At 73.2% G+C, this 25205-nt stretch carries 18 protein-coding genes and 1 pseudogene; 7 read left to right on the top strand and 12 right to left on the bottom strand.

Features of this window, described 5'->3' with window-relative positions; genetic code table 11:
• The first annotated feature begins 255 nt into the window (after positions 1-255).
• The 5 genes from GSF22_RS10725 to GSF22_RS10705 all read left to right on the top strand — a co-directional run bounded on the left by GSF22_RS10725 (position 256) and on the right by GSF22_RS10705 (position 6162).
• Positions 256-1704, top strand: a complete 1449-nt coding sequence (locus tag GSF22_RS10725; protein ID WP_208813364.1) for an alpha-amylase — start codon at positions 256-258, stop codon at positions 1702-1704.
• Between the two features lie 187 nt (positions 1705-1891).
• The gene (locus tag GSF22_RS10720; RefSeq protein WP_208813363.1) at positions 1892-2602 is read left to right on the top strand and encodes a tryptophan 2,3-dioxygenase family protein; all 711 of its coding nucleotides are present in this window, start codon (positions 1892-1894) and stop codon (positions 2600-2602) included.
• 92 nt (positions 2603-2694) lie between these two features.
• The gene (locus tag GSF22_RS10715) at positions 2695-3969 is read left to right on the top strand and encodes a tryptophan 2,3-dioxygenase family protein (protein ID WP_208813362.1); all 1275 of its coding nucleotides are present in this window, start codon (positions 2695-2697) and stop codon (positions 3967-3969) included.
• Between the two features lie 28 nt (positions 3970-3997).
• Positions 3998-5128, top strand: a complete 1131-nt coding sequence (locus GSF22_RS10710) for an aminotransferase class V-fold PLP-dependent enzyme (RefSeq protein ID WP_307803907.1) — start codon at positions 3998-4000, stop codon at positions 5126-5128.
• Positions 5125-6162, top strand: coding sequence for a methyltransferase (locus GSF22_RS10705; RefSeq protein ID WP_208813361.1), 1038 nt, complete (start codon positions 5125-5127; stop codon positions 6160-6162). The genes GSF22_RS10710 and GSF22_RS10705 overlap by 4 nt, the downstream gene beginning before the upstream one ends.
• 125 nt (positions 6163-6287) lie before the next feature.
• Here the strand turns inward: GSF22_RS10705 and GSF22_RS10700 are convergent, their stop codons facing one another.
• The 4 genes and pseudogenes from GSF22_RS10700 to GSF22_RS10685 all read right to left on the bottom strand — a co-directional run bounded on the left by GSF22_RS10700 (position 6288) and on the right by GSF22_RS10685 (position 12483).
• On the bottom strand, positions 6288-7043 hold the full coding sequence (locus GSF22_RS10700; RefSeq protein ID WP_307803906.1) for a G5 domain-containing protein: 756 nt from the start codon (positions 7041-7043) through the stop codon (positions 6288-6290).
• Between the two features lie 264 nt (positions 7044-7307).
• Entirely contained in the window at positions 7308-9335 is a 2028-nt protein-coding gene (locus GSF22_RS10695; RefSeq protein ID WP_307803904.1) for a prolyl oligopeptidase family serine peptidase, read from the bottom strand.
• Positions 9336-9436: 101 nt separating this feature from the next.
• Positions 9437-10177, bottom strand: coding sequence for an SDR family NAD(P)-dependent oxidoreductase (locus tag GSF22_RS10690; protein ID WP_208813360.1), 741 nt, complete (start codon positions 10175-10177; stop codon positions 9437-9439).
• A gap of 81 nt (positions 10178-10258) precedes the next feature.
• Positions 10259-12483: pseudogene (locus GSF22_RS10685) on the bottom strand (transglycosylase domain-containing protein).
• A 143-nt stretch (positions 12484-12626) separates the two neighbouring features.
• On the opposite strand from GSF22_RS10685, the gene GSF22_RS10680 reads away from it, so the two are divergent.
• Positions 12627-13772, top strand: coding sequence for a site-2 protease family protein (locus GSF22_RS10680; protein ID WP_208813358.1), 1146 nt, complete (start codon positions 12627-12629; stop codon positions 13770-13772).
• 77 nt (positions 13773-13849) lie between these two features.
• On the opposite strand, the gene GSF22_RS10675 is transcribed toward GSF22_RS10680, so the two are convergent.
• From GSF22_RS10675 to GSF22_RS10650, 6 genes are all read right to left on the bottom strand, one after another.
• Positions 13850-14653 (bottom strand): DUF2306 domain-containing protein, encoded by an 804-nt coding sequence (locus GSF22_RS10675; protein ID WP_208813357.1) that lies wholly within the window; start codon positions 14651-14653, stop codon positions 13850-13852.
• Positions 14654-14668: 15 nt separating this feature from the next.
• Positions 14669-18310: an AfsR/SARP family transcriptional regulator gene (locus tag GSF22_RS34675; RefSeq protein WP_307803902.1), complete on the bottom strand. Its 3642-nt coding sequence runs from the start codon at positions 18308-18310 to the stop codon at positions 14669-14671.
• Between the two features lie 68 nt (positions 18311-18378).
• On the bottom strand, positions 18379-19647 hold the full coding sequence (locus GSF22_RS10665) for a DUF2786 domain-containing protein (RefSeq protein ID WP_208813356.1): 1269 nt from the start codon (positions 19645-19647) through the stop codon (positions 18379-18381).
• Positions 19648-19777: 130 nt separating this feature from the next.
• Complete coding sequence (locus GSF22_RS10660; protein ID WP_208813355.1) at positions 19778-21058, bottom strand: FAD-binding protein; 1281 nt, start codon at positions 21056-21058, stop codon at positions 19778-19780.
• 47 nt (positions 21059-21105) lie between these two features.
• The gene (locus tag GSF22_RS10655; protein ID WP_208813354.1) at positions 21106-21642 is read right to left on the bottom strand and encodes an SRPBCC family protein; all 537 of its coding nucleotides are present in this window, start codon (positions 21640-21642) and stop codon (positions 21106-21108) included.
• 81 nt (positions 21643-21723) lie between these two features.
• Positions 21724-22656, bottom strand: coding sequence for an LLM class F420-dependent oxidoreductase (locus tag GSF22_RS10650; RefSeq protein WP_208813353.1), 933 nt, complete (start codon positions 22654-22656; stop codon positions 21724-21726).
• 144 nt (positions 22657-22800) lie between these two features.
• Here GSF22_RS10650 and GSF22_RS10645 point away from each other — a divergent pair, with 144 nt between their 5' ends.
• Complete coding sequence (locus GSF22_RS10645) at positions 22801-23520, top strand: hypothetical protein (RefSeq protein WP_208813352.1); 720 nt, start codon at positions 22801-22803, stop codon at positions 23518-23520.
• A 45-nt stretch (positions 23521-23565) separates the two neighbouring features.
• On the opposite strand, the gene GSF22_RS10640 is transcribed toward GSF22_RS10645, so the two are convergent.
• The gene (locus tag GSF22_RS10640) at positions 23566-24522 is read right to left on the bottom strand and encodes an L-threonylcarbamoyladenylate synthase (RefSeq protein ID WP_208813365.1); all 957 of its coding nucleotides are present in this window, start codon (positions 24520-24522) and stop codon (positions 23566-23568) included.
• 174 nt (positions 24523-24696) lie between these two features.
• Entirely contained in the window at positions 24697-25071 is a 375-nt protein-coding gene (locus GSF22_RS10635) for an RNA-guided endonuclease InsQ/TnpB family protein (protein ID WP_208813351.1), read from the bottom strand.
• Between the last annotated feature and the right edge of the window lie 134 nt (positions 25072-25205).

The following is a 25205-nucleotide window of genomic DNA, read 5'->3' as shown; positions in this document are numbered from 1 at the left end:
CCCCCGCGACCCGGACCGGGCCTCCGGCGCGCCCCTGACCGCCCACTGCCCGGCGCCGGCCGGGTCGGCCAGGCCCGTCGGCCCGATCCGGACGGCCACGTCGGCACTGCGGGACAGCGAGACCCATCCATGCATTGACACTCGCTGAAATCCCCTTGTAATCTTTGCGCAAAATTTCAGTTACCTTGCAGTAGGTAACCGGAACGTTCCCCCACTGTGTTCATCACCACCATCCCCCAACTGTCAGGAGTCTCGATGCGTAGACGTCGACTGCTGTCCTCGGCCTTCGCCGCAGGTATGGCTGCCGCGCTGCTCACTCCCCTCGCCGTGGCCACTCCCCCGGCCACGGCGGCTCCCAGCGGGAGCAAGAAGGTGATCGCGAACCTGTTCGAGTGGAACTGGCCCTCCGTCGCAAACGAATGCAAGAACTTCCTTGGCCCGCGTGGCTACGGGTACGTGCAGGTGTCGCCGCCCCAGGAGCACGTCCGGGGCAACCAGTGGTGGCTGGCCTACCAGCCGGTCAGCTACCGGATCGAGTCGCGCAAGGGCACCCGGGCGCAGTTCCAGACCATGGTGAACGACTGTCACGCGGCGGGCGTGAAGGTCATCGTGGACACCGTCATCAACCACATGTCCGGCCAGGACAACGGCGGCACCGGGTGGGCCGGCTCGACGTACGGCCACTACGACTACCCGGGCATCTACGGTCCGCAGGACTTCCACTACTGCGGCCGCAACGCCGGCAACGAGATCACCAACTACAACGACCGGTGGGAGGTGCAGAACTGCGAGCTGGTCAACCTCTCCGACCTGAAGACCGAGTCCGACTACGTCCGTACCCGGATCGCGGGGTACATGAACGACCTGCTCTCCCTCGGCGTGGACGGCTTCCGGCTGGACGCCAGCAAGCACATGCCGGCCGCCGACATCGCGGCAATCAAGGGCAAGCTCTCCCGGTCGGCGTACATCGTCCAGGAGGTCATCTACGGCGCGGGCGAACCGATCGGCCCCGGCGAGTACACCGGCAACGGTGACGTGCACGAGTTCCGCTACGGCAAGGACCTGGCCCGGGTGTTCCGCTCGGAGCGGCTGGCCTACCTGAAGAACTTCGGCGAGGGCTGGGGGCACCTGCCGAGCAGCGTGGCCGCCACCTTCGTGGACAACCACGACACCCAGCGCGACGTCGGCGGGGTGCTGACCTACCGCGACGGCGGCATCTACGCCCTGGCGAACGCCTTCATGCTGGCCTACCCGTACGGATCGCCCACCGTCATGTCCAGCTACACCTTCGCCAACCGCGACCAGGGTCCGCCCTCGGACGGGGCCAACAAGACCCTCAACACCACCTGCTTCTCGGGCTGGGAGTGCGAGCACCGCTGGCAGGTGATCGCCAACATGGTCGGCTTCCGCAACGCCACCGAGGGTGCCGGGCTGTCCAACTGGTACGACAACGGCTACCAGCACATCGCCTTCAGCCGTACCGGCAAGGGCTTCATCACGATCAACGACGAGGACTTCGCCGTCACCGGCCGCTCGTACTACACCGGCCTGCCGGCCGGCCGGTACTGCGACGTGATCCACGGCAACTTCGGTGCCGGTACCTGCTCCGGCCCGGTGATCACCGTGGACTCCGGCGGCTGGTTCCGCGCGGACATCCCCGCGCACGACGCGGTGGCCATCCACGTGGGGGCACGGCTGAGCTAGTCAAACCCGTTAATAAGGGCCCCTTCTTATGCGAAAAGCGATAAGAAGGGGCCCTTCCTTGCGCAGCGGGCAAGATCCGGGGGCGGTCAATAGATTGTCAATGGTCCATGGATAATGAGCAGCGCAACTATTCGTGGGGACCGTGGCGGGTCGGATCGCACCGACACCGGCGGAAAGGGAATACTTCGTGAAACGAGACTACTCACCCGTGCTGCCCGGTGAAGGTGACACGGACTACGCCCGATACATGCGCACCGACACGTTGCTCGACCTGCAACGACGTCCGGAGGAGCGGATCCACCGCGACGAACTGCTCTTCCAGGTGGTGCACCAGTCCACCGAGTTGTGGCTCAAACTGGCCGTGGCCGAGTTGAGCGAGGCGACGGCACGTATCGACGACGGCCAACTGAGCCAGGCGGAACTGCTGCTGAACCGGGCGGCGCTGGGGATCCGGCTGGTCACCGAGCAGCTGGAGATGTTCCGTCACCTGACGCCGGCCGACTTCCAGGCGCTGCAACCCGCCCTGGGCAACGGCTCGGGAGCCGAGTCGCCGGGCTGGAAGCAGGCCCAGGCGGCCAGCCGCCGACTCGGCCAGGCATTCGCCCGGCTCCTCGCCGAACGCGGCATCGACCTGCTGAAACTCTACTGCGCGGACCCGGCCGACCCGGTGTACCGGCTGGCCGAGGCGATGGTGGAGTGGGACGAGCGGATCTCGCTGTGGCGGGTCCGCCACTACAAGATCGCCATTCGGATCGGCAGTCACGGCCCACTCGGCACCCCGGGTTCCCCGGCCACCATGCTCGCCAAGCTGATCGACCACCGCTTCTTCCCGGAGCTCTGGGAGGTGCGCGCCAATCTCCCCAGGGGCGGTCACACTTCTCCCGCCGACATGTCCTGACAGCGCCGTCCGACATCCGGCACCGGGCTCCGAAAGAGCCAGAAGGCAACCGTCCGTGTCTATCAAAATTTAAGATTGCTGAGGTACGGTTCGTGCGCGAGCTGACGAACTGGCTGTCCGGTGGCGCTGATCCCGGCAGTTTTCCGTACTCCGCGGTGGTGGCGGAATTCCGCCGGACCGGCAAGCACTTCGTCGACAAGGAACTCCTCGCCCTGCTCGACCAGATCCGCGACGCCCAACCGGTACCACCGGCCGGACCGGTCACCGGCCCCGGGGAACACCCCCCGACCCGGCTGTTGCGGGACTTCCTCGACGTCGCGTTGGACAAGTGGGACGGCCGGTACGACTACCGCAGCTACCTGGCGTTGAACCTGTTCCGGATGCCGGGGGCGGACCACGTGGACGACGTACCGACCGTCGGCGTCACCACCGATCCGACCGCCGCCCGCCGCGACCGGGACCAGCTCTTCCTCGCGCTGGTCGCCGACGCCCTGGCGTTCGAGTCGGCCGCCGGGGCCGGCACCACCGACCTGCTCCCCCAGCAACGGCCGGAGCCGGCCCTGGTCGTCAAGCGGTACCGGTTGGGACTCCGGTCGGCGGCGCCGGCCCTGACCCGGCTGGGCCTGTCCGACTCCGTCGCCGACCGGGAGCCGGCCGCCGCGGCAGCCGCCCTGCACGCGGCGGCCGTCGACGCCCGTCGGGCGCAACTGCTGGAGCTGACCATGCTCCCGGTCTACCTGGTCCACGACGAGTACCTGTTCATCCGGGTGCTCCAGGCGTACGAGTGCACGTTCGCCCTGCTCGCCGGGGAACTGCGGGCGACCATCACCGCGCTCGACGAACGGCTCGTCGAGCCGGCCGCCGAGCGGCTCGGGTACGCCCGGGACCAGCTCAACCTCGCGGCTCCGCTGTTCTCGCTGCTGGCCACGATGCAGCCCGAGTCGTTCCGGACGTTCCGGGTCTACACCGAGGGGGCCAGCGCCATCCAGTCCCGCTCGTACAAGCTGATGGAGTCGCTGTGCCGCCCGCCGGAGGAGCCCCGGCTGGACTCCGCCGCCTACCGGTCGGTACCGGAGCTACGCGACCGCCTGCTCGCCGGCCAGCCGTCGGTGGAGCAGGCGTACCGCTCGGCGGTCGGGTCCGGCGGGCTGACCGGGCCGCAGCGGCAGCTGCTCGACCAGCGGATGACCGAGTTCGCCGCCGCCGTCCTCCAGTGGCGGCAGACCCACTACCGGCTGGCCGTCCGGATGCTCGGCACCCGGCCGGGCACCGGCTACACCGAGGGCACCCCCTATCTCGCCGAGGTCCGGTCCATCCCGGTCTTCACCACCCGATCCCCGCGCCGAACTGGAGGCCGTACCCCGTGACCGAACCCGTTGTCGCCCCGGAGCCGGCGTGAACGACGAACTACGCGCCCGGTTCCCGGTACTGCGCACCGGCGTCTACCTGAACAGCAACTCCACCGGCGCCGTACCACAGGGCGCGCAGGACGTGCTGACCCGCTACTGGGACACCCTGTGCACCTGGCGGGACGACGTCTGGCTGGGCTGGCACGAGGGCCTGGACCGGTACGTCGCCAGCCTCGAAGCGTTCGTCGGCGCCCCGCCCGGCAGCATCGTCACCGACGCGAACCTGAGCACCCTGCTGACCCGGATCGCCTCCTGTTTCGACTACCGGGCCCCCCGCAACCGGGTGCTGACCACCCACCTGGAGTTCCCGACCGTCCCGTTCATCTGGAACGCCTTCCGCCGGTACGGGGCCGTGGTCGACGTGGTCGGCTCCGGCGGCCCCCGGTTCGACGAGGACGCCCTGGCCGACCGGATCGACGAGCGCACCCTGCTGGTGTGCGTACCGCACGCCAGTTTCTCCTCCGGGGCCACCCTCGACCTGCCCCGGCTGGTGGCCCGGGCGCACGAGGCGGGTGCCCTGGTGGTCGTCGACGCGTACCAGAGCATCGGGGTCGTCCCGTTCGACGTCACCGCGCTCGGCGTCGACTTCGTCCTCGGCGGGGCGCACAAGTGGCTCTGCGGCATCGGGACGGCTTTCCTGTACGCCCGGCCCGACCTGCTGCCCGACCTGGAGCCGGCGGCGACCGGATGGCAGGCCGGTGACCGGGCCCTGAGCTTCCAGCCCTCCACGGGGTGGGCCGACGGCGCCCAACGGTTCGCCGGGGGCACCCCGTTCCCGCTCACCGCCCTCGTCTCCCAGGTCGGCCTGGACCTGCTGGCCGGCATCGGCATCGACACGATCCGGGCGCACTCGCTGGCCTGCACGGACCGGATCCTGGCCCGGGCCGACGCCGCCGGCATCCGGGTGGTCAGCCAGGTCGAACCGGACCGCCGGGGCGGTGTGGTGGGGCTGGACGTGCCGGACGGCGAAGCGGTCAAACGCCGCCTGGCCGCCCGGAACCTGATCTGCAGTTGGCGCGGCTACCTGCGGATCGGTCCGCACGTCTACAACACCCTCGACGAGATCGACGAGTTCATGGACGCACTGGAGGAAGAGTTGCAGGAGAACCGCCGTTGAACGTCACACTCTCCCCACGGGCCCTGATGAGCCTGCTGGTCAACGGACCCAAGGCGATGGACGTCCTGACCACCGCCCTCGAACTGGGGCTGCTCGACGCACTGGAGCCGGGACCGGCCACCCTCGGTGACCTCGCCACCCGGTTCGGGGTCCGCCCGCTGCGGCTGTACAAGTTCCTGGACTGCCTGGAGAGCCTGGGCTGCCTGGTCCGCGACGAGCCGGGCGACGACATCGGCACGGCCACCTACCGGGCCGTCCCAGGGCTGAGGGCGGCCGTGGTGGCGGTCGTCGGCCCGGACGCGCAGGAACGCGACCGGGACCGGTACCCGTGGCGGTTGCTGCACGGCCGGCTGGCGGAGAGCCTGCGGGGCGAGGTGAGCCTGACCGACGACGACTTCGCCTGGCCGCCCCGGACGGACGAGCAGACCGCGGCCTTCGAGCGGAGTATGGCCGTCGGGCTCGGCCCGGTCGTCGAGACGTTCCACCGGCACGCCCACCAGCTCTGGCCGGGGCGACGCCGGTTCCTCGACGTCGGCGGCGGCGACGGCACGCTGGCCGTCGGGGTCCTCGCCGACGCCCCGGAGCTGACCGTCGACGTCTACAACCTGCCTGCGGTGGAAGCCCTCGTCGACGAGACCCGGGCCCGCTCCGGGCACGGGGAACGGCTCGGTTTCGTCGGCGGCGACTTTCTCGCCGAGCCACTGCCCACCGGCTACGACGTGCTCTCCTTCGTCCGGGTGCTGCACGACTGGCCGACCGACGTCGCCCGGCGGCTGGTGGAGAAGGCGTACCAGGCCCTGCCGCCGGGCGGGATGCTGCTGATCTGCGAGGAGTTCCGCACCCCGGACCGGCTGGCGATGCAGTTCTTCTGGTCGTACTTCCTGATCGGCGTGGACAGCTGCGTCAGCCGGCTGCGGGACGTGGAGTTCTACACCGGGCTGCTGACCCGGACCGGTTTCGACAAGGTCGAGGTGCTCCCGGGTACCTGGGAACTGGTGGTCGGGCACAAGCCGGAGTCGACGCCCGGCGACTGACCCCGGTGTGGGACGGCGGCCGGGGAGACCGACCGCCGTCCCGCACCGACGTGAGTGCGGCCATGGTCGAGCCGGCCCGAGGTCGTCGGCCCGGTCGCGCGGTTGCGTCAGTCGCAATGGTTGCGTCAGTCGCAGCCCACGCCGTCACCGTCGCGGTCCAGGTCGTAGATGTCGTCACCGACGACCCGGACCGGCCCCTGCACGTACGCCGGCCCGTTGCCGCCGCCCCCGGCGCAGTCCACGTCGCTGGCGATCGGTACGCAGGCGCCGCTGTAGTTCGGGTCGCAGCGGGACGTCTCCCTGGTGCCCACCGCCACCACCTGGGTCACCGGGGCCCGGGTGACCACCGACCGGACCAGCACCCGACCGGTCTGCACGCCGTCGGTCACGGTGATCCGGTAGGTGAGGGTACGCACGCCGGCCACCCCACGGACCCGGACCACCCGCTTCCCCTTGGCCAGAGAGGGGTCCTTCACGGTCCGCTCGGCGTACGGGATCCGGGCCTGCTCGGTCACCTCCCGGGTCTGCACCACCGGCGCGGCGGCGGTCGGTGTGGGCCCGGTGGTGGTCGGCAGCGACGACGGGGTGGCCGGGACGGCGGCCGGGGCGGTCGGCGTACCGACGGTCGGGCCGGCGGCAGCGGCGGTGCGCTCGGCCGACGCCCGGTCCGGCGTCGCCCCGGTCGGGTCGTCGTCGGTGAGGGCGCCCAGGCCGGCCAGGCAGCCGCCGCAGAGCAGCAGCACCGACAGGGCCACCGAGCCGAGGATGATGGCGGTGCGTTGCGCGGACGAACGGTGCCGGGCCGGCGCGGCGGGCGGGGCGTACCCGGGCGGCAGCGGCGAATATGGACGGTCCGGTTCGGACGGTGTGGGACTGGTCACCCGGCAGATTCTGCGGCCGTGGCCGGGGTGCGGTAACCGGCTGAGCGGGGCGGGTCCCTGCCGATCATCGGGGTACCGGGACCGGAACGGTGGGTGACCGGATCGGGCCGATCAGCGTTCCCCGACGGGTCGGGCCGGTCCCGGACACCGGACGGTCAGCGGCCGGTCGATCCGACCCCGACCGGTCGGTCGGGGTCGGGTCGCCGCCGGTGGACCCTGCCGGGACCGACCGGTCACACCGTCCGGTCCGGTCCGGGCCGGTCGTCACCCCGCTGCGGTCAGGTGCTGCCAGAGGAAGTGCATGGTCAGCGCGGAGATGAAGGCCCGCTGCGCGTTGTCGGCGGCGGCACCGTGCCCGCCCTCCACGTTCTCGTAGTAGGCGACGTCGTACCCGTGCCCACGGAGCCGGGCCACCATCTTGCGGGCGTGTCCGGGGTGCACCCGGTCGTCCCGGGTCGAGGTGACGAAGAGGGCCGGCGGGTAGGGCTGCCCGGCGCGTACCTGGTGGTAGGGGGAGAACTCGCGCAGGTAGGCCCAGTCCGCCGGGTCGTCCGGGTCGCCGTACTCGGCCATCCAGGAGGCTCCGGCGAGCAGGAGATGGTAGCGGCGCATGTCGAGCAGGGGGACGGTGGCGACGACCGCCCCGAAGAGGGTCGGGTACCGGGTCAGCATGACCCCCATCAGCAGGCCGCCGTTGCTGCCACCCCGGATGCCCAGCCGGGCCGGGGTGGTGATGCCCCGTTGCACCAGGTCGGTGGCGACCGCCGCGAAGTCCTCGTAGGCGCGGGGCCGGCGCTCCCGCATCGCCGCGTGGTGCCACTGCGGACCGTACTCGCCGCCACCCCGGATGTTGGCCACCACGTAGGTGCCGCCCCGGGCGAGCCAGCCCCGCCCGACCAGCGGGTCGTACCCGGGGACCATCGGCACCTCGAACCCGCCGTACGCGGTGAGCAGGGTCGGCGCGTCGGTGGCCGCCGGGTCGCCGACGACGAAGTACGGCACCCGGGTGCCGTCGGCGGAGGTGGCGAAGAACTGCCGGACGGTGAGCCCGTCCGGGGCGAAGAAGGCCGGCTCGGCCTTGAGCTGCTGCACCGGTCCGTCGACCTCACCGAGGCTGAGCGTGGACGGCCGGGTGTAGCCGGTGGCCGAGACGAGGTACCCGTTGCTCAGGTCCGGTTCGGTGTCCACGACGGCGACGTGGTCGAAGTCGTCCCCGCCGGCCAGGGCACGACACTGCCAGCCGTCGGCGGTCGGGGTGTGCACCTCCAGGTGGCTCCGGACGTCCCGGAGCAGGACCAGGATCAGATGGTCCCGGGTCCACACGTGGTAGCTCAACGCGGTGTGCCCGTCCGGGGTGAAGAGCACCGTCAGGTCACGCCGCCCGGCCAGGAAGTCGTCGAACCGGGCGACCAGCAGGGCACCGGCCGGATGGTCGACCCCGTCCACCGTCCACGCCGACCGCAGCCGGACCAGCAGCCACTCGCGGTGCACGTCCCAGCTCGCGTCCTCGGGTACCGCGATGCGGACCAGGTCGCCCTCCGGCGTCCGCAGGTAGCTCTCGTTGCGGAAGAAGTCCAACTGCCGGCCGACGAAGTCCCGGGGGTACCCGGGGGTGGGATCGTGGGTGGCGTAGACGCTGACGTCGTCCGGGTGACCCTCGTGGACGGTCTCGGCCTCGGCCAGCGGCGTGCCCCGCCGCCAGCGGCGGACCACCCGGGGGTAACCGGAGCTGGTCAGCGAGCCCGGACCGAAGTCGGTGCCGACGTAGATGTGGTCCTCGTCGATCCAGTCGACCGTGGTCTTGGCCTCGGGCAGGTGGAAGCCGTCCGGGACGAAGGCCCGCTGCGCGACGTCGAACTCGCGGACCACCGTGGCGTCGGCGCCACCCCGGGAGAGGCTGACCAGGCAGCGGCGGTACCCGGGACGGAGCATGGCGACGCCGCTGAAGACCCAGTTCTCCCCTTCGGCGGCGGCCAGGGCGTCGACGTCCAGCAGCACCTCCCAGTCCGGTTCCGGCTTCCGGTAACTCTCCAGGGTGGTCCGTCGCCACAGTCCCCGGGGATGGGCGGCGTCCCGCCAGAAGTTGTAGAGATGCTCGCCGCGCCAGGTGGGATACGGCAGCCGGTTGTCGGCGTCGAGTACCTGCCGGAGGTCGTCGCGCAGCCGCCGGAACGTGTCGTCGTCGGCGTACCCGGCGACCGTCTCGGCGTTGCGCTCCCCCACCCAGTCCGTCGCCTCGGCGGTGTCAAGGTCCTCAAGCCAGCGGAATCCGTCGTCGGTCAGGTCGGTCACCCGCCCCACTATCCCGGATCGCCCGCGAAACGTCCGTCCCGTCCTGCCCTGTCCCGACAGAACGGCCCGGTCGGCGCCGCGACCTGCCGGGCCCGTACCGGTCAGGCGGTGATGCCGCCGTCGACGGCGATGGCCGCACCGGTGATGTACCGGCCGCCCGGACCGGCCAGGTGGCTGACCGTGGCGGCCACGTCGACCGCCGCGCCGTAGTGCCCGAGGGCGATGAACGACCGCTGCCGGTCCGACGTGGCGCCGTCGGCCGGGTTCATGTCGGTGTCCGTGGAGCCGGGATGGATCACGTTCACGGTGATCCCCCGGGGGCCGAGTTCCCGGGCCAGCGCCCGGGTCAGACCGTTCAGCGCGCTCTTCGTCATGGCGTAGACGCTGACCGAACCGAAGGCCACCCGCCCGGTGAAGCTGCTGCCGATGCTGATGATCCGGCCCCCCTCGGTCAGGTGCCGCACCGCCGCCTGGGTCACCAGGAACGCCCCGCGTACGTGCACCGCGATCGCCCGGTCCAGGTCGGCCGTGGTGACCTCCTCCACCGGCCCGTGCGAGAACACCCCCGCGTTGTTGACCAGGATGTCCAGCCGGCCGAACTCTGCGACCACCCGGTCCACGGCGCGGGCCACGGCCTCCCCGTCGGCGTTGTCGGCCCGGACCGCCAGCCCGCGCCGCCCACGCGCCTCGATCCCGGCGACGACGTCCTTCGCCGGCCCTTCCGCGCTGACGAAGGTGATCGCCACGTCCGCCCCGTCCCGGGCCAGCCGGTCGGCGATCGCCGCGCCGATACCCCGGCTACCGCCGGTGACCAGGGCGACCTTGCCGGTAAGTTCTGCCACTTCTCCCCATCCCCAGCGTCGGTCCACAGCAGATCAGGACCCTAACGCGTCGAGGTGGCGACCCGGGTACCGGCCACCCGGTCACCGGCTCAGCCGGTCGTACCGGTACCGGCCAGCCCACTGCGCCAGCCGCCCCCGGCCGGCTGCCGGTTCTCCTGCTGCCCGGCCCGGCGGTCCACCGGTGGGTCGCTCGGCGGTCCGGACGGGCCGTCGGCACCGAAGGCCAACGCGGCGCTCGGCGGGGTGAACGGGCGTACCGGCTGGCCCTTCAGCGTGTCCGCCATGATCTGCGCGACCGCGGCGATCACCTGCGACTGCACCGGGCCGCCGACCGAGTCGGTCGGGTCGTCCGGGTTCGCGGCGATCCCGGCGACGGCGAGCTGCGGGGTGAAGGCCACGAAGGTCTCGGTGGCGTTCTGCTCCGAGCTGCCGGTCTTGCCGGCCACCGGCCGGCCGTCCATGATCCGGGCGACGCCGGTGGCGGTACCGCCGTCGCAGCGCCCGAAGGCGGACTGCTGACCGACCGGGCAGCGGGCGGCGTCGGTCGCCGCGCGGGCCACGTCCGGGTCGAGCACCCGCCGGCAGGACGGCTGCACCGGTACGGCGGTCCCGTCCGGCGCGGTCACCGACTCCACCGGCAGCGGCGCGCAGTACACGCCCTCGGCGGCGACCGTGGCGTACGCGTTGGCCAGTTCCAGCGGGGTGGTGGCGGCCACGCCCAGGGTGAACGAACCCCAGTTGGCGGCGTTGTCCGCCGCGAACGCGGCATCCGTGCCGGCCCGGAAGGTGATCCCGAGCCGCTGCGCCAGCTCCACCACCTTCGCCGGGCCGACCCGCTCCGAGAGCCAGACGAAGTAGGTGTTCACCGAGCGGCCGAAGCCGTCCCACATGGTCCGGTAGCCGTCCATCCGCTCCGGGTTGGCGTTGCCGGGGCACCAGGTGCCGTTGCAGTTGTCCGGCCCGTCGTCCGGGTACCGGGTGGGCAGCCGGCTCGGCGCGTCGAAACCGGTGTCCAGCGGCAGGCCCGCCTCCAGCGCGGCCAGCATGGTGAACAGCTTGAAGGTCGAACCCGCCTGGTAGCCGTCGATCGCCCCACCACCGGCCACCAGCTGGTTCACCGTGTTCGGGTGGTTGACCTGACCGGCGGGGTTGTCGGCGAGGCTGTAGTGCCGGTTGACCGCCATCGCCCGGACCCGGCCGGTACCCGGCTCCACCGCCGCCACCGGCAGGGCACGCGGGTTGTCGTACCCGTAGACGTCGGCGACGTTGCGCACCGCGGACGCCTGCGCGACCGGGTCGAGCGAGGTGACCACCGTGTAGCCGCCCCGGCGCAGCGCCTGCTCGCGCTCCTCGACGGTCGACCCGAACGCCGGCTGCTCCAGCCACCAGCGGCGCAGGTAGTCGCAGAAGAAGCCCCAGTCGTCGTGCGCCGACGGGACGGCGACGCACCCGTTGGGCTGTTCGGTGGGTTTCAGTTCCACCGGCTCGGTCCGTGCCTGGTCGGCCTGTTCCCGGCTGATCGCCCCGGTACCGACCATCGCGTCCAGCACGTACGACCGGCGGGCCACCGCCGCGTCGAGGTCCCCGCCGATCGGGCTGTACGCCTCCGGCGACTGCACCAGCCCGGCCAGCAGCGCCGCCTCGCCGAGGGTGAGCTGCGCCGGGGTCTTGTCGAAGTAGCGCTCGCTGGCGGCGGCGATGCCGTACGCGCCGGCCCCGAAGTAGGCGATGTTCAGGTAGCGGTTGAGGATCTCGTCCTTGCCGAGCTGCTTCTCCAGCGCGACGGCGTAGCGGATCTCCTGGAGTTTGCGCCCGACGGTCTCGGCGGTGGCCTGCTCCCGTTCCTCCTGCGTCAGCGTCGGGTCGGACTTGAGCACGTTACGGACGTACTGCATGGTCAGCGTGGAGGCGCCCTGGCGGACCTCCCCACCGAGACCGTTGGCCACGGCGGCCCGGGCCAGGCCCTTCAGGTCGACCCCGGTGTGCCGGTAGAACCGGGTGTCCTCGGCGGCCACGATCGCCTGCCGCATCACCGGAGCGATCTCGTCGATCCCGACATCGGTGCGGTTGACGTCGTAGAACGTCGTGATCAGCGTCCTGCCGTCCCGGGCGTACAGGTACGACCGCTGGGCGGTGGCCGGGGTGCGCAGCACCTCGGGCAGGTCGGCGTACGCGCCGGCGGCCGAGCGGACCACCAGTCCGAGGGCGAGGTTGGCCGGCAGCACGGCGGCGGCCACGACGAGCCCCGCGAGCAGGCCGCAGAGCAGCAGGGGGAGGAACCTGTTCAGGGGTGGGCGCAGGCGCATCGGTCCAGAGTTACCGCAGGTCAGGCAGGTTGACCACTTTCGCGGCGAATTGTCAGCGACTTCACCGGCGAGGTGACCGGACGACGACGGTTGGTCCCCGCCAGCCGGGGTATCCGGCCGGACATGCGGACGGATCAGCGGACATGAGGGCCACTTTCCGGCTCGGCCGGATCGCCGGGGTACCGGTGGGCGTGAACTGGAGCGTCCTGGTGATCTTCGGCCTGATCGCCTGGGGGCTGTCCGCCCGGCAGTTCCCCCAGGCGTACCCGGGTGAACCCGGCTGGGCGTACCTGCTGGCCGGGCTGAGCGCGGCGGTGGTCTTCTTCGCCGGCCTGCTCGCCCACGAGGTCTCCCACGCGGTGGTGGCGAAACGCAACGGCCTGGGGGTCTCCGGGATCACCCTGTGGCTCTTCGGCGGGGTGGCGGAACTGCGCGGCGACGCCCCCAACCCGGGTGCGGAACTGCGCATCGCCGGGGTGGGGCCGCTGGTCAGCCTGCTGATCGGTTTCTTCTTCGGGGCGATCGCCGTCGCCCTGGCCGTCGTCGGGCAGGACGGCCTGCTGGTCGGCGCGTTCGCCTGGCTGGGTGGCATCAACCTGATCCTCGCCGTGTTCAACGTGCTGCCCGCCGCGCCGCTGGACGGTGGGCGGCTGCTGCGGGCCGCCGTGTGGAAGTGGACCGGCGACCGGAACCGGGCCGCCGTGGTGGCGGCCCGGGCCGGGTGGGGACTCGGCGCCCTGCTGATCGCGTTCGGGCTGTGGCAGTTCCTGGCCGGCGCGGCGGTCGGCGGGCTCTGGCTGGCCCTGATCGGCTGGTTCCTGATCGGGGCCGCCGGCATGGAGGAACGGCAGGCCCGGATGGGTGCCGCGCTGCGCGGGGTGCGGGTCGCCGACGTGATGACCCCGCAACCGCAGACCGTCGCCGCCGGGGTGAGCGTCGCCGACTTCGTCGACCACTACCTCTTCGCGTACCGGCACTCGGCGCTGCCGTTGACCGAGGACGACCGGCCGGTGGGCCTGGTCACCCTGGACCGGGTACGCGGCATCCCGACCGACCGTCGGGCCGGTACCACCCTCGGCGAGGTCTCCTGCCGGGCCGACGAGCTGGTCCTCGCCCGCCCTGACGAGGAGCTGACCGATCTGCTGCCCCGGCTGAGCGAGTGCGCGGACGGGCGGGCCCTGGTGGTGGCCGACGGCCGGCTGGTCGGGATCGTCTCCCCCAGTGACATCAGCCGGGCCGTCCAGCGCGCCACCCTCCGCGAGAAGCTGCAAGGAAGGGCCCCCCATTAACGTTTTCGGTAGAGGAAGGGCCCCCGCTTAACACCGGTGAACGGATCAGCGGCTCAGCGGCTGAACGGATCACCCGCTCAGCGGCGGGACGTCGACGTCCGGTCCAGCCACCACTGGGCGATCAGCAGCGGCAGCACCCAGCCGAGCCAGGTGGTGATCCCGGCGACGGTCTGGGTCAGCCGCTCCTGGTCCCCGCCGAACGTGGTGTCCAGTTGCGGCCACAGGGCGATGGTCCAGACGACACCCCACACCCGGTTCGTGATGATCGACGCGGTCAGCGCGAAACTCCGCACCATCCAGCGGCGGTGGTCGCCGTACCGGCGCTGCCGGGCGGCCCGGTACCCGGCCACGGTGCAGAGCAGCCAGAGGCTGGCCATCAGGACGTTGCTGACCCGGGCCACCGGCCCGAACGGGCTGACCGCACCGAGCGGCAGGCCGACCGCGACCGCCGGCAGTACCCCGGCGAAGACGTACACCCGACCGATGCGGCGGTGCGCGACCGGGTACCGGCGCCGGAACCGGGGCCACACCTGGAGGCAGCAGGTCAGCAGGGCGACCGCACCGAAGACGACGTGCACCACCAGCATCGGGTGGTACCAACCGAGGTCCGAGGGGGTGGGGATCCGCGAGCGGGCCGGGTCGAGGGTGAGGTAAGGAGGCAGCGAGAACGCGACGAACGCGACCGCGACCACCGCCAGCGGACCCACCCAGGGGCGGCGCCACCACCGGGTACGCCGCTCGGGGCCGGCGCCGGACGGACGTCCGGCGGGCGTGGCCGGTGGCGGCCCGGGGGCCGCTGCTGCCGCAGCGGGGCCGCCCGGCTGGTCGACCGGCACGTCGCCGGTCCGGTCTATGGTCGGGGCTACGCTCGGGTCGGCCATGTCCGGCTCTCCTCGTCAGATGGTGGGTCGTGCTCCCTCGACACCACCGTCGGCCCGCCCGCTGACCGGCCCCGCACCGGCCGCTGACCGGCCGCTGACCGGCCCCGCACTGGTGCCCGGGACGGCGGCCCCGACCGACTCCTCGCCGGTGCCCGGGACGGCGGCCCCGACCGACTCCTCGCCGGTGCCCGGAGCGTCGACCCCGACCGACTCCGCCCTGGTGCCCGGGACGGCGGCCCCGACCAGGGCCGCCAGCGCGGCGAGTCCCGCCGTCGGACCCGCCGACACACCCCGGCCGAACGCCTCGGCGTACCCGGCCGGTCCGAGCCGGGCGCGGGCCCCGGCGACCACCCGGGCCAGGTCCGGGTCGCCGGGTACGCCGGGGCCCCGCAGCGCCTCCGTGACACCGAGCAGCCAGGCCGCCCCGGCCGGGTCGCCGCCCAGCAGGACCGCCCCGGCCAGCCCTTCGGCGGCGTCGGCCACGTCGAGCAGGTTCCGCAGGCCCAGGGCGGTCCGGACCGCCTCGGCGTGCCGGGAGTGGGCCGACCCGACGTTCCCCTGCGCCTCGGCGATCCGACCCAGCTCCCCCAGGGCCCGCACCCGGATACCGGAGTCCAGCCATCCGTCGGCGCACGCGGCCAGCGCCTGCTCCTGCCGGGACCGGGCCGAGGCCAGGTCACCAGCGAGCCGGTCCACGGTGCCGATCCCGGAGCGGGCCTGCGCCAGCGCGAGCGGCAGACCGAACCGGGCCGCGAGACCGGCCGCCGCCACGTAGTCGGCTCGCGCCCCGGCCAGATCGCCGGCCCGCCGCAGCCGGTCGCCCCGCCGGCAGCTCAGTTCGGCCACCTCCTCCCCGGCACCGAGCTGCCCGACCAGGTCCAACGCCTCGTCGGTGAGGGCGAGACTCGCCGCCCGGTCGCCCCGGCGGTCGGCGAGCCACGCCAGGGCGTCCAGCACCTGAGCGGTCCCCCACCGGTCGCCCACCGAACGGAAACCGGCCAGCGCCGGACGGAGTTCGGCCTCCGCCGCCGACAGCTCCCCCTGGAAGAGCCGGAGGAATCCGGTACCGAACCGGTGCAGTGCCCGGGGCCAGGGCTCCGGACCGATCAACCAGGCCCGGTCCGCGGCGTCCCCGCCGGGTGGGCCACCGAGCTGCGCCCAGAACACCAGAAGGTACGGCTGCCGGGGCGGCCCGGGCAGGCCGGCGACCAGCCGACCGGCCCGGTCCAGCAGGTCCGGTGTGACGCCGACCGCGTAGGCGGCGTGGAACAGGCAGAGGACGTACTCCTCGGTCAGTCCGGGCGGTGGTTCGTCGCCCACCGCACGGAGCAGCTCCGCCGCCAGCGGGGCGACCTCGCTGCGCGACCCGCGCAGGTGCCAGTAGGCGGAGAGGGTGCCGACGAGGCGCAACGCCAGGTGGGGGTCGGCGTGTACCGCCCAGCGCAGGGCGGCCTGGAGGTTGCGGTGCTCGGCGGCGAGCCGGGACAGCCAGGTGATCTGCTCGGCCCGGCGCAGCCACGGGTCCGCGACGCGGGCCAGCCCGAGCAGGTGTCCGGCGTGTGCCCGTCGGTACCGTTCCGCCTCACCCGCCTCGGTCAGCCGCTCGGCGCCGAACGCCCGGATCGTCTCCAGCATCCGGTACCGGCCGTCGACGATCTCGACCAGCGACCGGTCGACCAGCCCGGCCAGCAGGTCGGCGACGTCCACGGCTTCCGCGTCGGTGTCACCGGCGTCAACGGTGTCGATCCCGGTGTCCCCGGCGTCAGCGCTGTGGGTCCCGGTGTCCTCGGCGTCAACGGCTTCGGTCCCGGCGTCAACGGAGCCGGTCTCCGCGTCGAACGGTGCGCAGACCTGCTCGATGGCGGCCAGGGTGGCCCCACCGGCAAAGACCGTCAGCCGGCGGGCCAACCGGCGTTCCGCCCCGGTCAGCAGGTCCCAGCTCCACTCCACCACCGCCCGCAGGGTCCGGTGCCGGGGCAGGACCGTCCGGTCCCCCCGGGTCAGCAGCCGGAACCGGTCGTCGAGCCGGGCCGCCACCTCGTCCAGTGGCAGCGCCCGCAGTCGTACCGCCGCCAGCTCGATCGCCAACGGCAGGCCGTCGAGGGCGGTGCAGACCCGGACCACCGTCGCCACGTTGCCGGCGTCGACGGCGAAGTCGGGGCGTACGGCGGTGGCCCGGTCGACGAAGAGCCGAACGGCGGCGGACCGGAGTACGAGATCCGGGTCCGGTGCCGTCCCGACGGTTGCCGGCGGCAGGTCCAACGGCGCCAGCGGGTGGAGCAGTTCGCCGGTGATGCCGAGCGGTTCCCGGCTGGTGGTCAGGATCCGCAGGTCGGGGCAGGCGCCCAGCAGGGCTGCGGCGAGCCGGGCGGCGCCCGCCACCAGGTGCTCGCAGTTGTCGAGGACGAGCAGGATGCGCCGGCCGGTAAGGGCGGTGACCAGGCGTCCGAGGGAACGGGCCGCGAGGTCGCTGTCCGAAGCGGACGGCCCGACGACGGTGCCGGTGAGGCCCGCCTCGCGCAGTCCGAGCGCGGCCAGGACAGCCGGGGCGACCTGGTCACCGTCGGTGAGCGGCGCGAGGCCGACGAAGCAGATCTCGTCCGGACGCCGGCTGGCCACCTCGACGCAGAGCCGAGTCTTGCCGACCCCGCCGGGCCCGGTGACCGTGACCAGCCGGGCGGTGTCGAGCAACCGGCCGAGGTGGGCCAGCTCGTCGACCCGGCCGACGAAGCTGCTCACCGGTGCCGGCAGGGCCGGCCGGACCGGTGCGGCCGGGGACTCCGGTGCGGCGCCCAGCGGGACCGGGGCCGGTGCGGCCGGTGGACCGACCGACGCCGGTGCGACCGCTCGGACCAGTGGCCCGACCGACGCCGGTGCGGCCGGCCGGGCCGGGGACGTCACGGGCTCGCCGCGCAGCACGGCCAGGTGCACCATGGCCAGCTCGGCGGAGGGCTCGGTGCCGAGTTCCTCGGCGAGTACCCGCCGCAGGTCGGCGTAGACGGCCAACGCGTCGGCCGTCCGCCCGGCCCCGGACAGTGCCCGCATGAGCTGGCCCCGGGGGCGTTCCCGCAGTGGATGGGCGGCCACCAGGTCCCGCAGTTCGGCGATCGGGCCGTCCCGTTCGCCGAGGGCGAGGACCGCCTCCGCCCGGTCCTCGACCGCCGTCAACCGGAGTTCCTCCAGCCGGGCGGCCGGTGCCGCCGCGAAGGGCGCGTCGGCGACGTCGGCCAGCGCCGCACCCCGCCACCGGTCGAGGGCGTCGGTGAGCAGGTGCACCGCCCGGGCCGGGTCCCCGGCGGCGAGGGCCGTGCGACCGGCCCGGGCCAGCCGGGTGAACCGGTACGCGTCGACGGCGTCCGGGTCGACGGCCAGCCGGTAGCCGACCGGGCCGGACTCGACGAGCGTCCGGTGCGGTCCGGGCGGCCCGGCGGCGCGCAGTACCCGGCGCAGTCGGGAGACCTGCGACTGCAACGCGTTCGCCGCGTTGCCCGGTGGGCTGTCGCCGTACAGCCCCTCGATCAGCCGGCCCGTGCCGACCTCCCGCCCCGCGTCGAGCAGCAGCAGGGCGAGCAACGCGCGGAGTTGCGGACCGCCCGGCGGTACCGACCGGCCGTCCGCCGTCCGCACCTCGACCGGCCCCAGGATGCCGAAATACACCGGGTCATTCTCGCGGCCACCGCCCACCCACCGTCGATCATGGCCTTGTGGTGGGTGATGTACCCCGATTAGCGGCTTCTGCGGGGCGCCACAACTCCATGATCGACAGCGTTGGCGGCGGGGGCACCCAGGGCGGCCCGGTCGGCGGCAGCCGTACCGGAGAGCCAACCCTCGTCGTCGCGGATGGTCAACCGCTGCCGGCGTACCCCGGGGAAGAGCGCGTCGACCCGCTCCCGGACCGCGTCGGAGCGGGCCGCGAGCACCGGCAGCAGCCGGTCGTTCCCCTCGTCGGCGACGGCCTGCCGGCTGGCCTGCTCGCTGGCGTGGCGCAGGCGTTCCCCGATCCGCAACGCGAACGCGTTCAGGAACGACTCGTCGTAGCTGCGGGTACGCCGTCCGCCCCCGGCCCGGCGGCGCTCGGTCCGGCCGCGCAGCATCGCGGTGGTCGCCTGCACCAGCAGGGAGGTGTAGAGCAGTTCCACCGCGTCCAGGTCGGCGGGGTAGCCGAGCACGGTGGCGAACCCGAGATCGGCCTGCCAGACCGAACTGCACCGGTTCGCCTCGGCCACCTGCTGCACCAGCAGCGCCTTGGCCGCCTCGTACGGGCTGTCGGTGCCGAGCCGCAGACCACCCGGCTGGTCGGCCTGCGGCCCGCCGGTCGCCAGCAACGCGTCGTCGATGCTGTGCCGCGCCATCAGCTCCTGTGCCTTGGCGGTCAGCGCCTCGGCCTCCTCCGGGTACCCGGTCGACTCGGCCTTGGCCAGCAGGGCGCGTACCCGGTCGAGCATCCGGGAACCGCTCCCACCGGCGGAACCGGCGACGGGACCGGTGGCGGCGACCGGTGCGCCACCCGGCGGCGGCCGGAGCAGCGCCACCGGGGGCAGGCTCTCCAGCAGCGCCACGGCCTCGACGGCGTTCCGGAGTACGTCGATCCGGTCGGTGCCCTCCCGGGCCGCGAACCCGGTCAGGTACGCCTCGTCCCGGTCCCACCGGACCCGGGCGTCGAGCGCGTCGAGCTGGGCGTCCCACCAGTCGCCGACCGTGCCGGCGGGGTGTCCGCGCCGTTCGGCGGCGAGCAGGTCCACCACCAGTTGGGCGGTACGCGGACCGGTCCGCCGGGTGGCGATCCGGGCCACGTCGACGGGCTGCCAGCCACGGGTCCAGAGCCGGCCGACGGCCCGTTCGAGGCGCCGGAACAGGGCGGTGTCGACGGCGACGACGCCGTCCGGCCCGCCGGGGCCGACGACGAGCTGGTCGAGGTGCCGTTCGGTGGCCCGGGTGTCCGGGCCGCGCAGCGCGGTCACCGCCGCCGAGACCAGCGCGTCCGCGTCCGCCATGTGCCACTCCCCCGTCCCCGGGGCACCTCGCCGGCCGGGCGGGACGAACTGTACCCGCCGGCCGGGTATGACGAACGGCATCCGCCGACCGGGTGGGACGAACGGTACCCGGGCGGCGGGCCGGCCACGCTCAGTCGAGGTACCGGTCGACCAGCTCGTTGCCGAACCGGCCGTCCGGGTCGAGGTCGCGGCGCAGGGCCCGGAAATCCGCGAGCCGGTCGTACCCGGCCTGTACCCGCTCCACGTCGGTGCGGAACAGCTTGCCCCAGTGCGGTCGGGGGGCCAGCGGGGCGAGCGCCTCCTCCACGGCGTCGATCACCGGGGTCACCGCGGCGGTGTCCGCGATCCAGGTGAAGTGGATCGCCAGACTGTCGCGCCGGTACGCCGGGCTGAGCCAGAGGTCGTCGGCGGCGACGGTACGGACCTCGGAGACCTGGAGCACCGGGGCGATCCGGTGCCGGATGGCGTCCACGGCGGTCAGCGCCTCGGCGGCGCGGGCACGGGGCAACAGGTACTCGGACTGGAGTTCGGCGCCGCTGCTCGGGGTGAAGTCGAGCCGGAAGTGCGGCAGCCGGGTGTGCCACGGCCCGGGTACGCCGAGCTGGGTGGTGCAGTTCTCCACCGGCATACCGTGCACCGGGTGGCAGGGGCCGGCAGCCGGCCGGGCACCCCACCGCTCCGGCCCACCGTCGGAAAGCGGCAGCGCGTCGACGGAAAGCGGCGGCGCAGCGACCACCTGCTTCACCCACACCTGGTCGACGGTCGGGCCGGCCCAGTCGGTGAAGGCGCTGACGCTGTACCCGCTGGCGAAGATCTCCGCGTGCCGCTCGACCAGGGCGGCGAACGGCAGGTCCCGGTAGACCCGCTGGGCGACGTCGTAGTGCGGCACCAGGTCCAGGGTGAGAGCGGTGACGACGCCGAGCGCGCCGAGCGCCACCACGGCGCCGGGGAAGCGCGGGTCGTCGTCCCGGGTCAGCCGGACCAGCTCGCCGGTCGCGGTGACCAGGTCCAGCCCGGCGACGGCGGTCGCCAGGCCGCCGACCCGGTCGCCGGAGCCGTGGGTACCGGTGGCGCAGGCCCCGGCGACGGTGATGTGCGGCAGGGAGGCGAGGTTGGTCAGGGCGTACCCCTCGCGGTGCAGCCGGGCGGCCAGTTCGCCGTAGCGGACCCCGGCGGCCACGGTCACCGTGTGCCGCCGGGGGTCGATCCGGACGAGCGGGGGCAGACCGGCCAGCGAGACGAGGTCGCCGTCGGTGTCGGCGAGCCGGTTGAACGAGTGGCCGGTGCCGAGCGCCCGTACCCGTCCGGCGCGGGCGACGAGCCGGCGCAGCTCGTCGACCGACTCCGGCCGGTGCAGCCGGCGGGCGGTGAAGGTGACGTTGCCGGCCCAGTTGTGCAGCGTCCCGCTCATCTGCACCTCCCGCTCATCTGCGCCTCCCGGCCATCCGTACCGTCCGCTCAGTCGGCGTCCACCCCGGCGGCGCGGGCGTGCCGGACCATCGCCTCGATCGTCTCGGTCATGTTCTTCCGCAGCTGGCGGCGGCGGACCTCGACGATGGCGGCGCTCTGCTCCGGGGTGCCCCGGATGATGGCGCGCAGGCCGCTGTCGCCCGGGCCGTGTTCGAAGCTGTGCCGGACCCGGGTCCGGCCCGGGTCGTCGGCGGGTGACAGGTCGTAGCGCCAGCGGACGGCGGGCCGCTGCGGGTCGGCGGTGTCGTCGAGTACCACCCAGGCGTAGCTGACCGGCCGGTTCGCCTCGGTGACGACGCACCGTACGTCGTTGGCCATGCCGTTGGGGAACTCGTTGTGCGCCTCGAACCGGTCGCCGGCCCGGGGCGGCCAGGTGGCGGGGGCGATCCAGCCGGCGTACCGGCACTCGGGGCTCCACTGGCCGATCCGGGTGACGTCGGTGATCAGATCCCAGAACGCCCCGGGTGGCAGGTCGACCTCGACCTCCACCTCGACCCGCGTCCCGGTGACACCGTCCTCGGTCATGGCCCACCCCCAGTTGTCGGTGACTGCTGCCGACTGTCTACCACCGTCGTGGGTGGACCGTCCGCCCCGGGCCGCGGGCACTCAGCCGAGCTGCGGGGCCACCTCGGCGGCGACCAGCTCCAGGTGGTCCAGGTCGGCCAGGTCGAGGATCTGGAGGTAGATCCGCCCGCTGCCGGTGTCCGCGTACCGGCCGATCTTGTCGACCACCTCGGCCGGGGTACCGGCCAGCCCGTTGGCCCGCAGTTCGTCCGGCTCGCGGCCGATGGCGGCGGCCCGCCGGGCGACCTCCGTGTCGTCGCGTCCGCAGCAGAGCACCAGCGCGTGGGACAGCCGCAGGCTGGCCGGGTCACGGCCGATGGCGGTACAGGCGGCCCGGACCCGGTCGAACTGGGTGACGCTGCCCTCGATGCTGACGAACGGCAGGTTGAACTCGTCGGCGTAGCGCGCGGTCAACCGGGGCGTACGCTTCGCGCCCATCCCGCCGAGCAGCACCGGCGGGCGGGGCGACTGGACCGGCTTGGGCAGAGCCGGCGACCCGGTCACCGTGTAGTGGGTACCGGCGAAGTCGAAGGTCCCGCCGGGCGGGGTGGCCCAGAGGCCGGTGACGATGGCCAGCTGCTCTTCGAGGCGGTCGAACCGCTCGCCCAGCGCGGGGAACGGGATGCCGTAGGCGGCGTGCTCGGCGTCGTACCAACCGGTCCCGATGCCCAGCTCGACCCGGCCGCCGCTCATCGCGTCGACCTGGGCCACGGTGATCGCCAGCGGACCGGGCAGCCGGAAGGTGGCGGCGGTCATCAGGGTGCCGAGCCGGATCCGGCTGGTGTCGCGGGCCAGCCCGGCCAGGGTGGTCCAGGCGTCGGTCGGGCCCGGTTCCCCGCTCACGTCACCCATCTTCAGGTAGTGGTCGGAGCGGAAGAACGCGCCGTAGCCGGCGTCCTCCGCGCACCGGGCCACGGCGAGCAGCTGGTCGTAGGTGGCGCCCTGCTGGGGTTCGGTGAAGATCCGCAGTTCCATGTGCCGAGCATAGGGACCGTCCGGGTCCACCGGGCCGGGTCACCGGGGCCGGTCCGTCCCCCGGTACGGTCCGGTCTCCCGGTTTCGTGTCATCCCCGGCGCCGGTCGCCCCGGGGGGCCGCCGCCGGCCGCACCGTCGTCAGCATGACGACCTTCTCCGGTACGACCGCAGCCCGCCTCGCCGCCCTCTCCACCGTCGTCGCCCTCGGCGCCGGCTGCGGTGTCCTGGACACCGTGCAGAACGCCGTGGACACCGCCAACGCCCTGGGCGGCTTCGCCGACCGGCTGGGCCGGGCGGCGACCCTGACCTACACCGGCACGTACACGGTGACCGGTGGCACGGGTGGCACGGTCACCATCGTCCAGGCGCCGCCGAACTCCGCTGTCGTCCACGGCGACGACCGGATCATCTCCACCCCGCAGAGCCTGATCCTCTGCGACGGTGCCGACTGCCAGGCGGCACCGAACGCCGCCGCGAGCGCGGCCACCGCCGACGCCACCCTGGTCGCCGGGGTGACCGGCGCCGGTTTCGTCACCCCGGAACTGGCGCTCGGACTGGTCGCCGCCGCCGCGATCATCCCGAGCAGCGACGTGCGTACCTCGGAACGGACCATCGCCGGGCAGCCGTCGCTCTGCGCGGACGTCACCGGGATCACCGACCCGCAGGGCGGTACCGGCGAACTGGTCGAGGACTTCTCGGTCTGCGTCACGGAGGCCGGGGTGCTGGCCTCGTTCAGCGGCCGGCTGAACACCGGCGAGGAGGCCGCCATCGAGTTGAGCGAGTACTCCACCGAGGCCGACCCGGCGGCGTTCGCCCCGCCGGCCGACGCCACGGTCACCGACGTGACCCGGCTCGCCGGCTGAACCGACGGAGCCGGTGGCCCGCCGCGAGGGCCGGTCGGCGGGCTGTCAATGCCAGGTGGCCGCCGCCCGGCGGAGCCGGTCGTTGATCGCCCGCCCCAGACCGGTGTCCGGTACCGGTTCGGCCAGGATCTCGGTGACCCCGGCGGCGTCCAGCCGGTGCAGGGCCTCGAAGAGCCGGGCCGCCGCCTCGGTCAGGTCACCCGCGGCCGAGAGCACCTCCACGGCGGCGTACCCGTCAGCCGGCCGCTCCCGCAGGGCCAGGTAGCCCCGGCGTACCCCGTCCGGCGGCGGGACCGCGTCGGCGGCGTCGACCAGCCGCAACGGGGTACCCGGTGCGTAGTGCGCGGCCAACGTACCGGGTGCCGTGGGCTGGCCCGAGTTGCCGGGGTCGACCTGGACCGGGCCGACCACCTCGACCAGTTCCTCCACCGGCAGCGCGCCGAGCCGTCGCACCACCGGACGGTCCCCCCGGGCGTCGACGATGGTCGACTCAATGCCGCACCGGGCCGGCCCGCCGTCCAGCACCAGGTCCACCGCACCGCCCAGGCCGGCCACCACGTGTCCGGCACGGGTCGGGCTGAGCTGGCCGAACCGGTTGGCGCTGGGCGCGGCGACCGGGATGCCGGCCTCGGCGATCAACGCCCGGGCGACCGGGTGGTCCGGTACCCGGACGGCCATGCTGTCCAGGCCGGAGGTGACGATCGGCGGGATCGCCGCCGGCCGGGGCAGGATGAGGGTCAACGGCCCCGGCCAGAACCGCTCGGCGAGCGCCTGCGCCACTGCGGGCAACCGGCCGGCCAGCTCGGTGAGGTCGTCGGCGGTGGCCAGGTGGGTGATCAGCGGGTCGAACCGGGGCCGGGCCTTCGCCTCGAACACCCGCGCCACCGCCCGGGCGTCCAGCGCGTTGGCGCCGAGGCCGTAGACCGTCTCGGTGGGGAAGGCCACCAGTCCGCCGGCCCGCAGCACGCCGGCCGCCTCGGCGATACCGGAGCCGGCGGGCAGGACCCGGGTAGATGCGGTACTCACCGGCCTGACGGTAGCCGCCCGGACCGGTCGGTGATTCGCCGACCCCGGCCGTCGACCGGGGTCATGATCAGGTACGGACAGCATGGCAAGTTCGAGTATTGAGGGCCGGTGGGGCCGTGGCTACGGTCCATCCTTGACATCCTCCCCGCCCTAATGGACGGGGGTTCCCGTGGTCACCCTCGGGTTTTCCTGCTTCGTCGCCTGCTGCCCCGTACGGAGGTTTCCGCGTTGAGGTCTTACGCCAGCTCCACAGGCAGCAACCGCCAGCCCGGCGGCCAGGATGTTGCGTGCCGCGTCTACGTCGCGGTCGTGGGCGGTGCCGCACCGGCAGGTCCACGTCCGCACGTGCAGCGGCATCTTCTCCGTGAGGTGTCCGCAGGACGAGCACACCTTCGACGACGGGTACCAGCGGTCGATCACGACCAGGTCCCGGCCGTACCACTGACACTTGTAGGTCAACAGCTCACGGAAGGTGGTCCAGGCCGCGTCGGAGATGGCACGGGCCAGGGTGTGGTTCTTGACCATGGGTACCAGTAGTGCTTTGTTAGGTCGTTGTGGCGTGTCGCTTGTATGCGGGTCGTGGTGGTGTTTGGGTGCGATGCGTGGATGAGCGGGAACTCGTTCGGGTGCGGGCGCAGTTGGAGGACTTCGCGGCCGGG

The sequence above is a fragment of the Micromonospora echinofusca genome, from assembly GCF_017614955.1.
Taxonomy (GTDB): Bacteria; Actinomycetota; Actinomycetes; order Mycobacteriales; family Micromonosporaceae; genus Micromonospora; species Micromonospora echinofusca_A.
The sequence above is the reverse complement of the archived record's forward strand: the minus strand, read 5'-3'. Positions and strand labels throughout refer to the sequence as shown.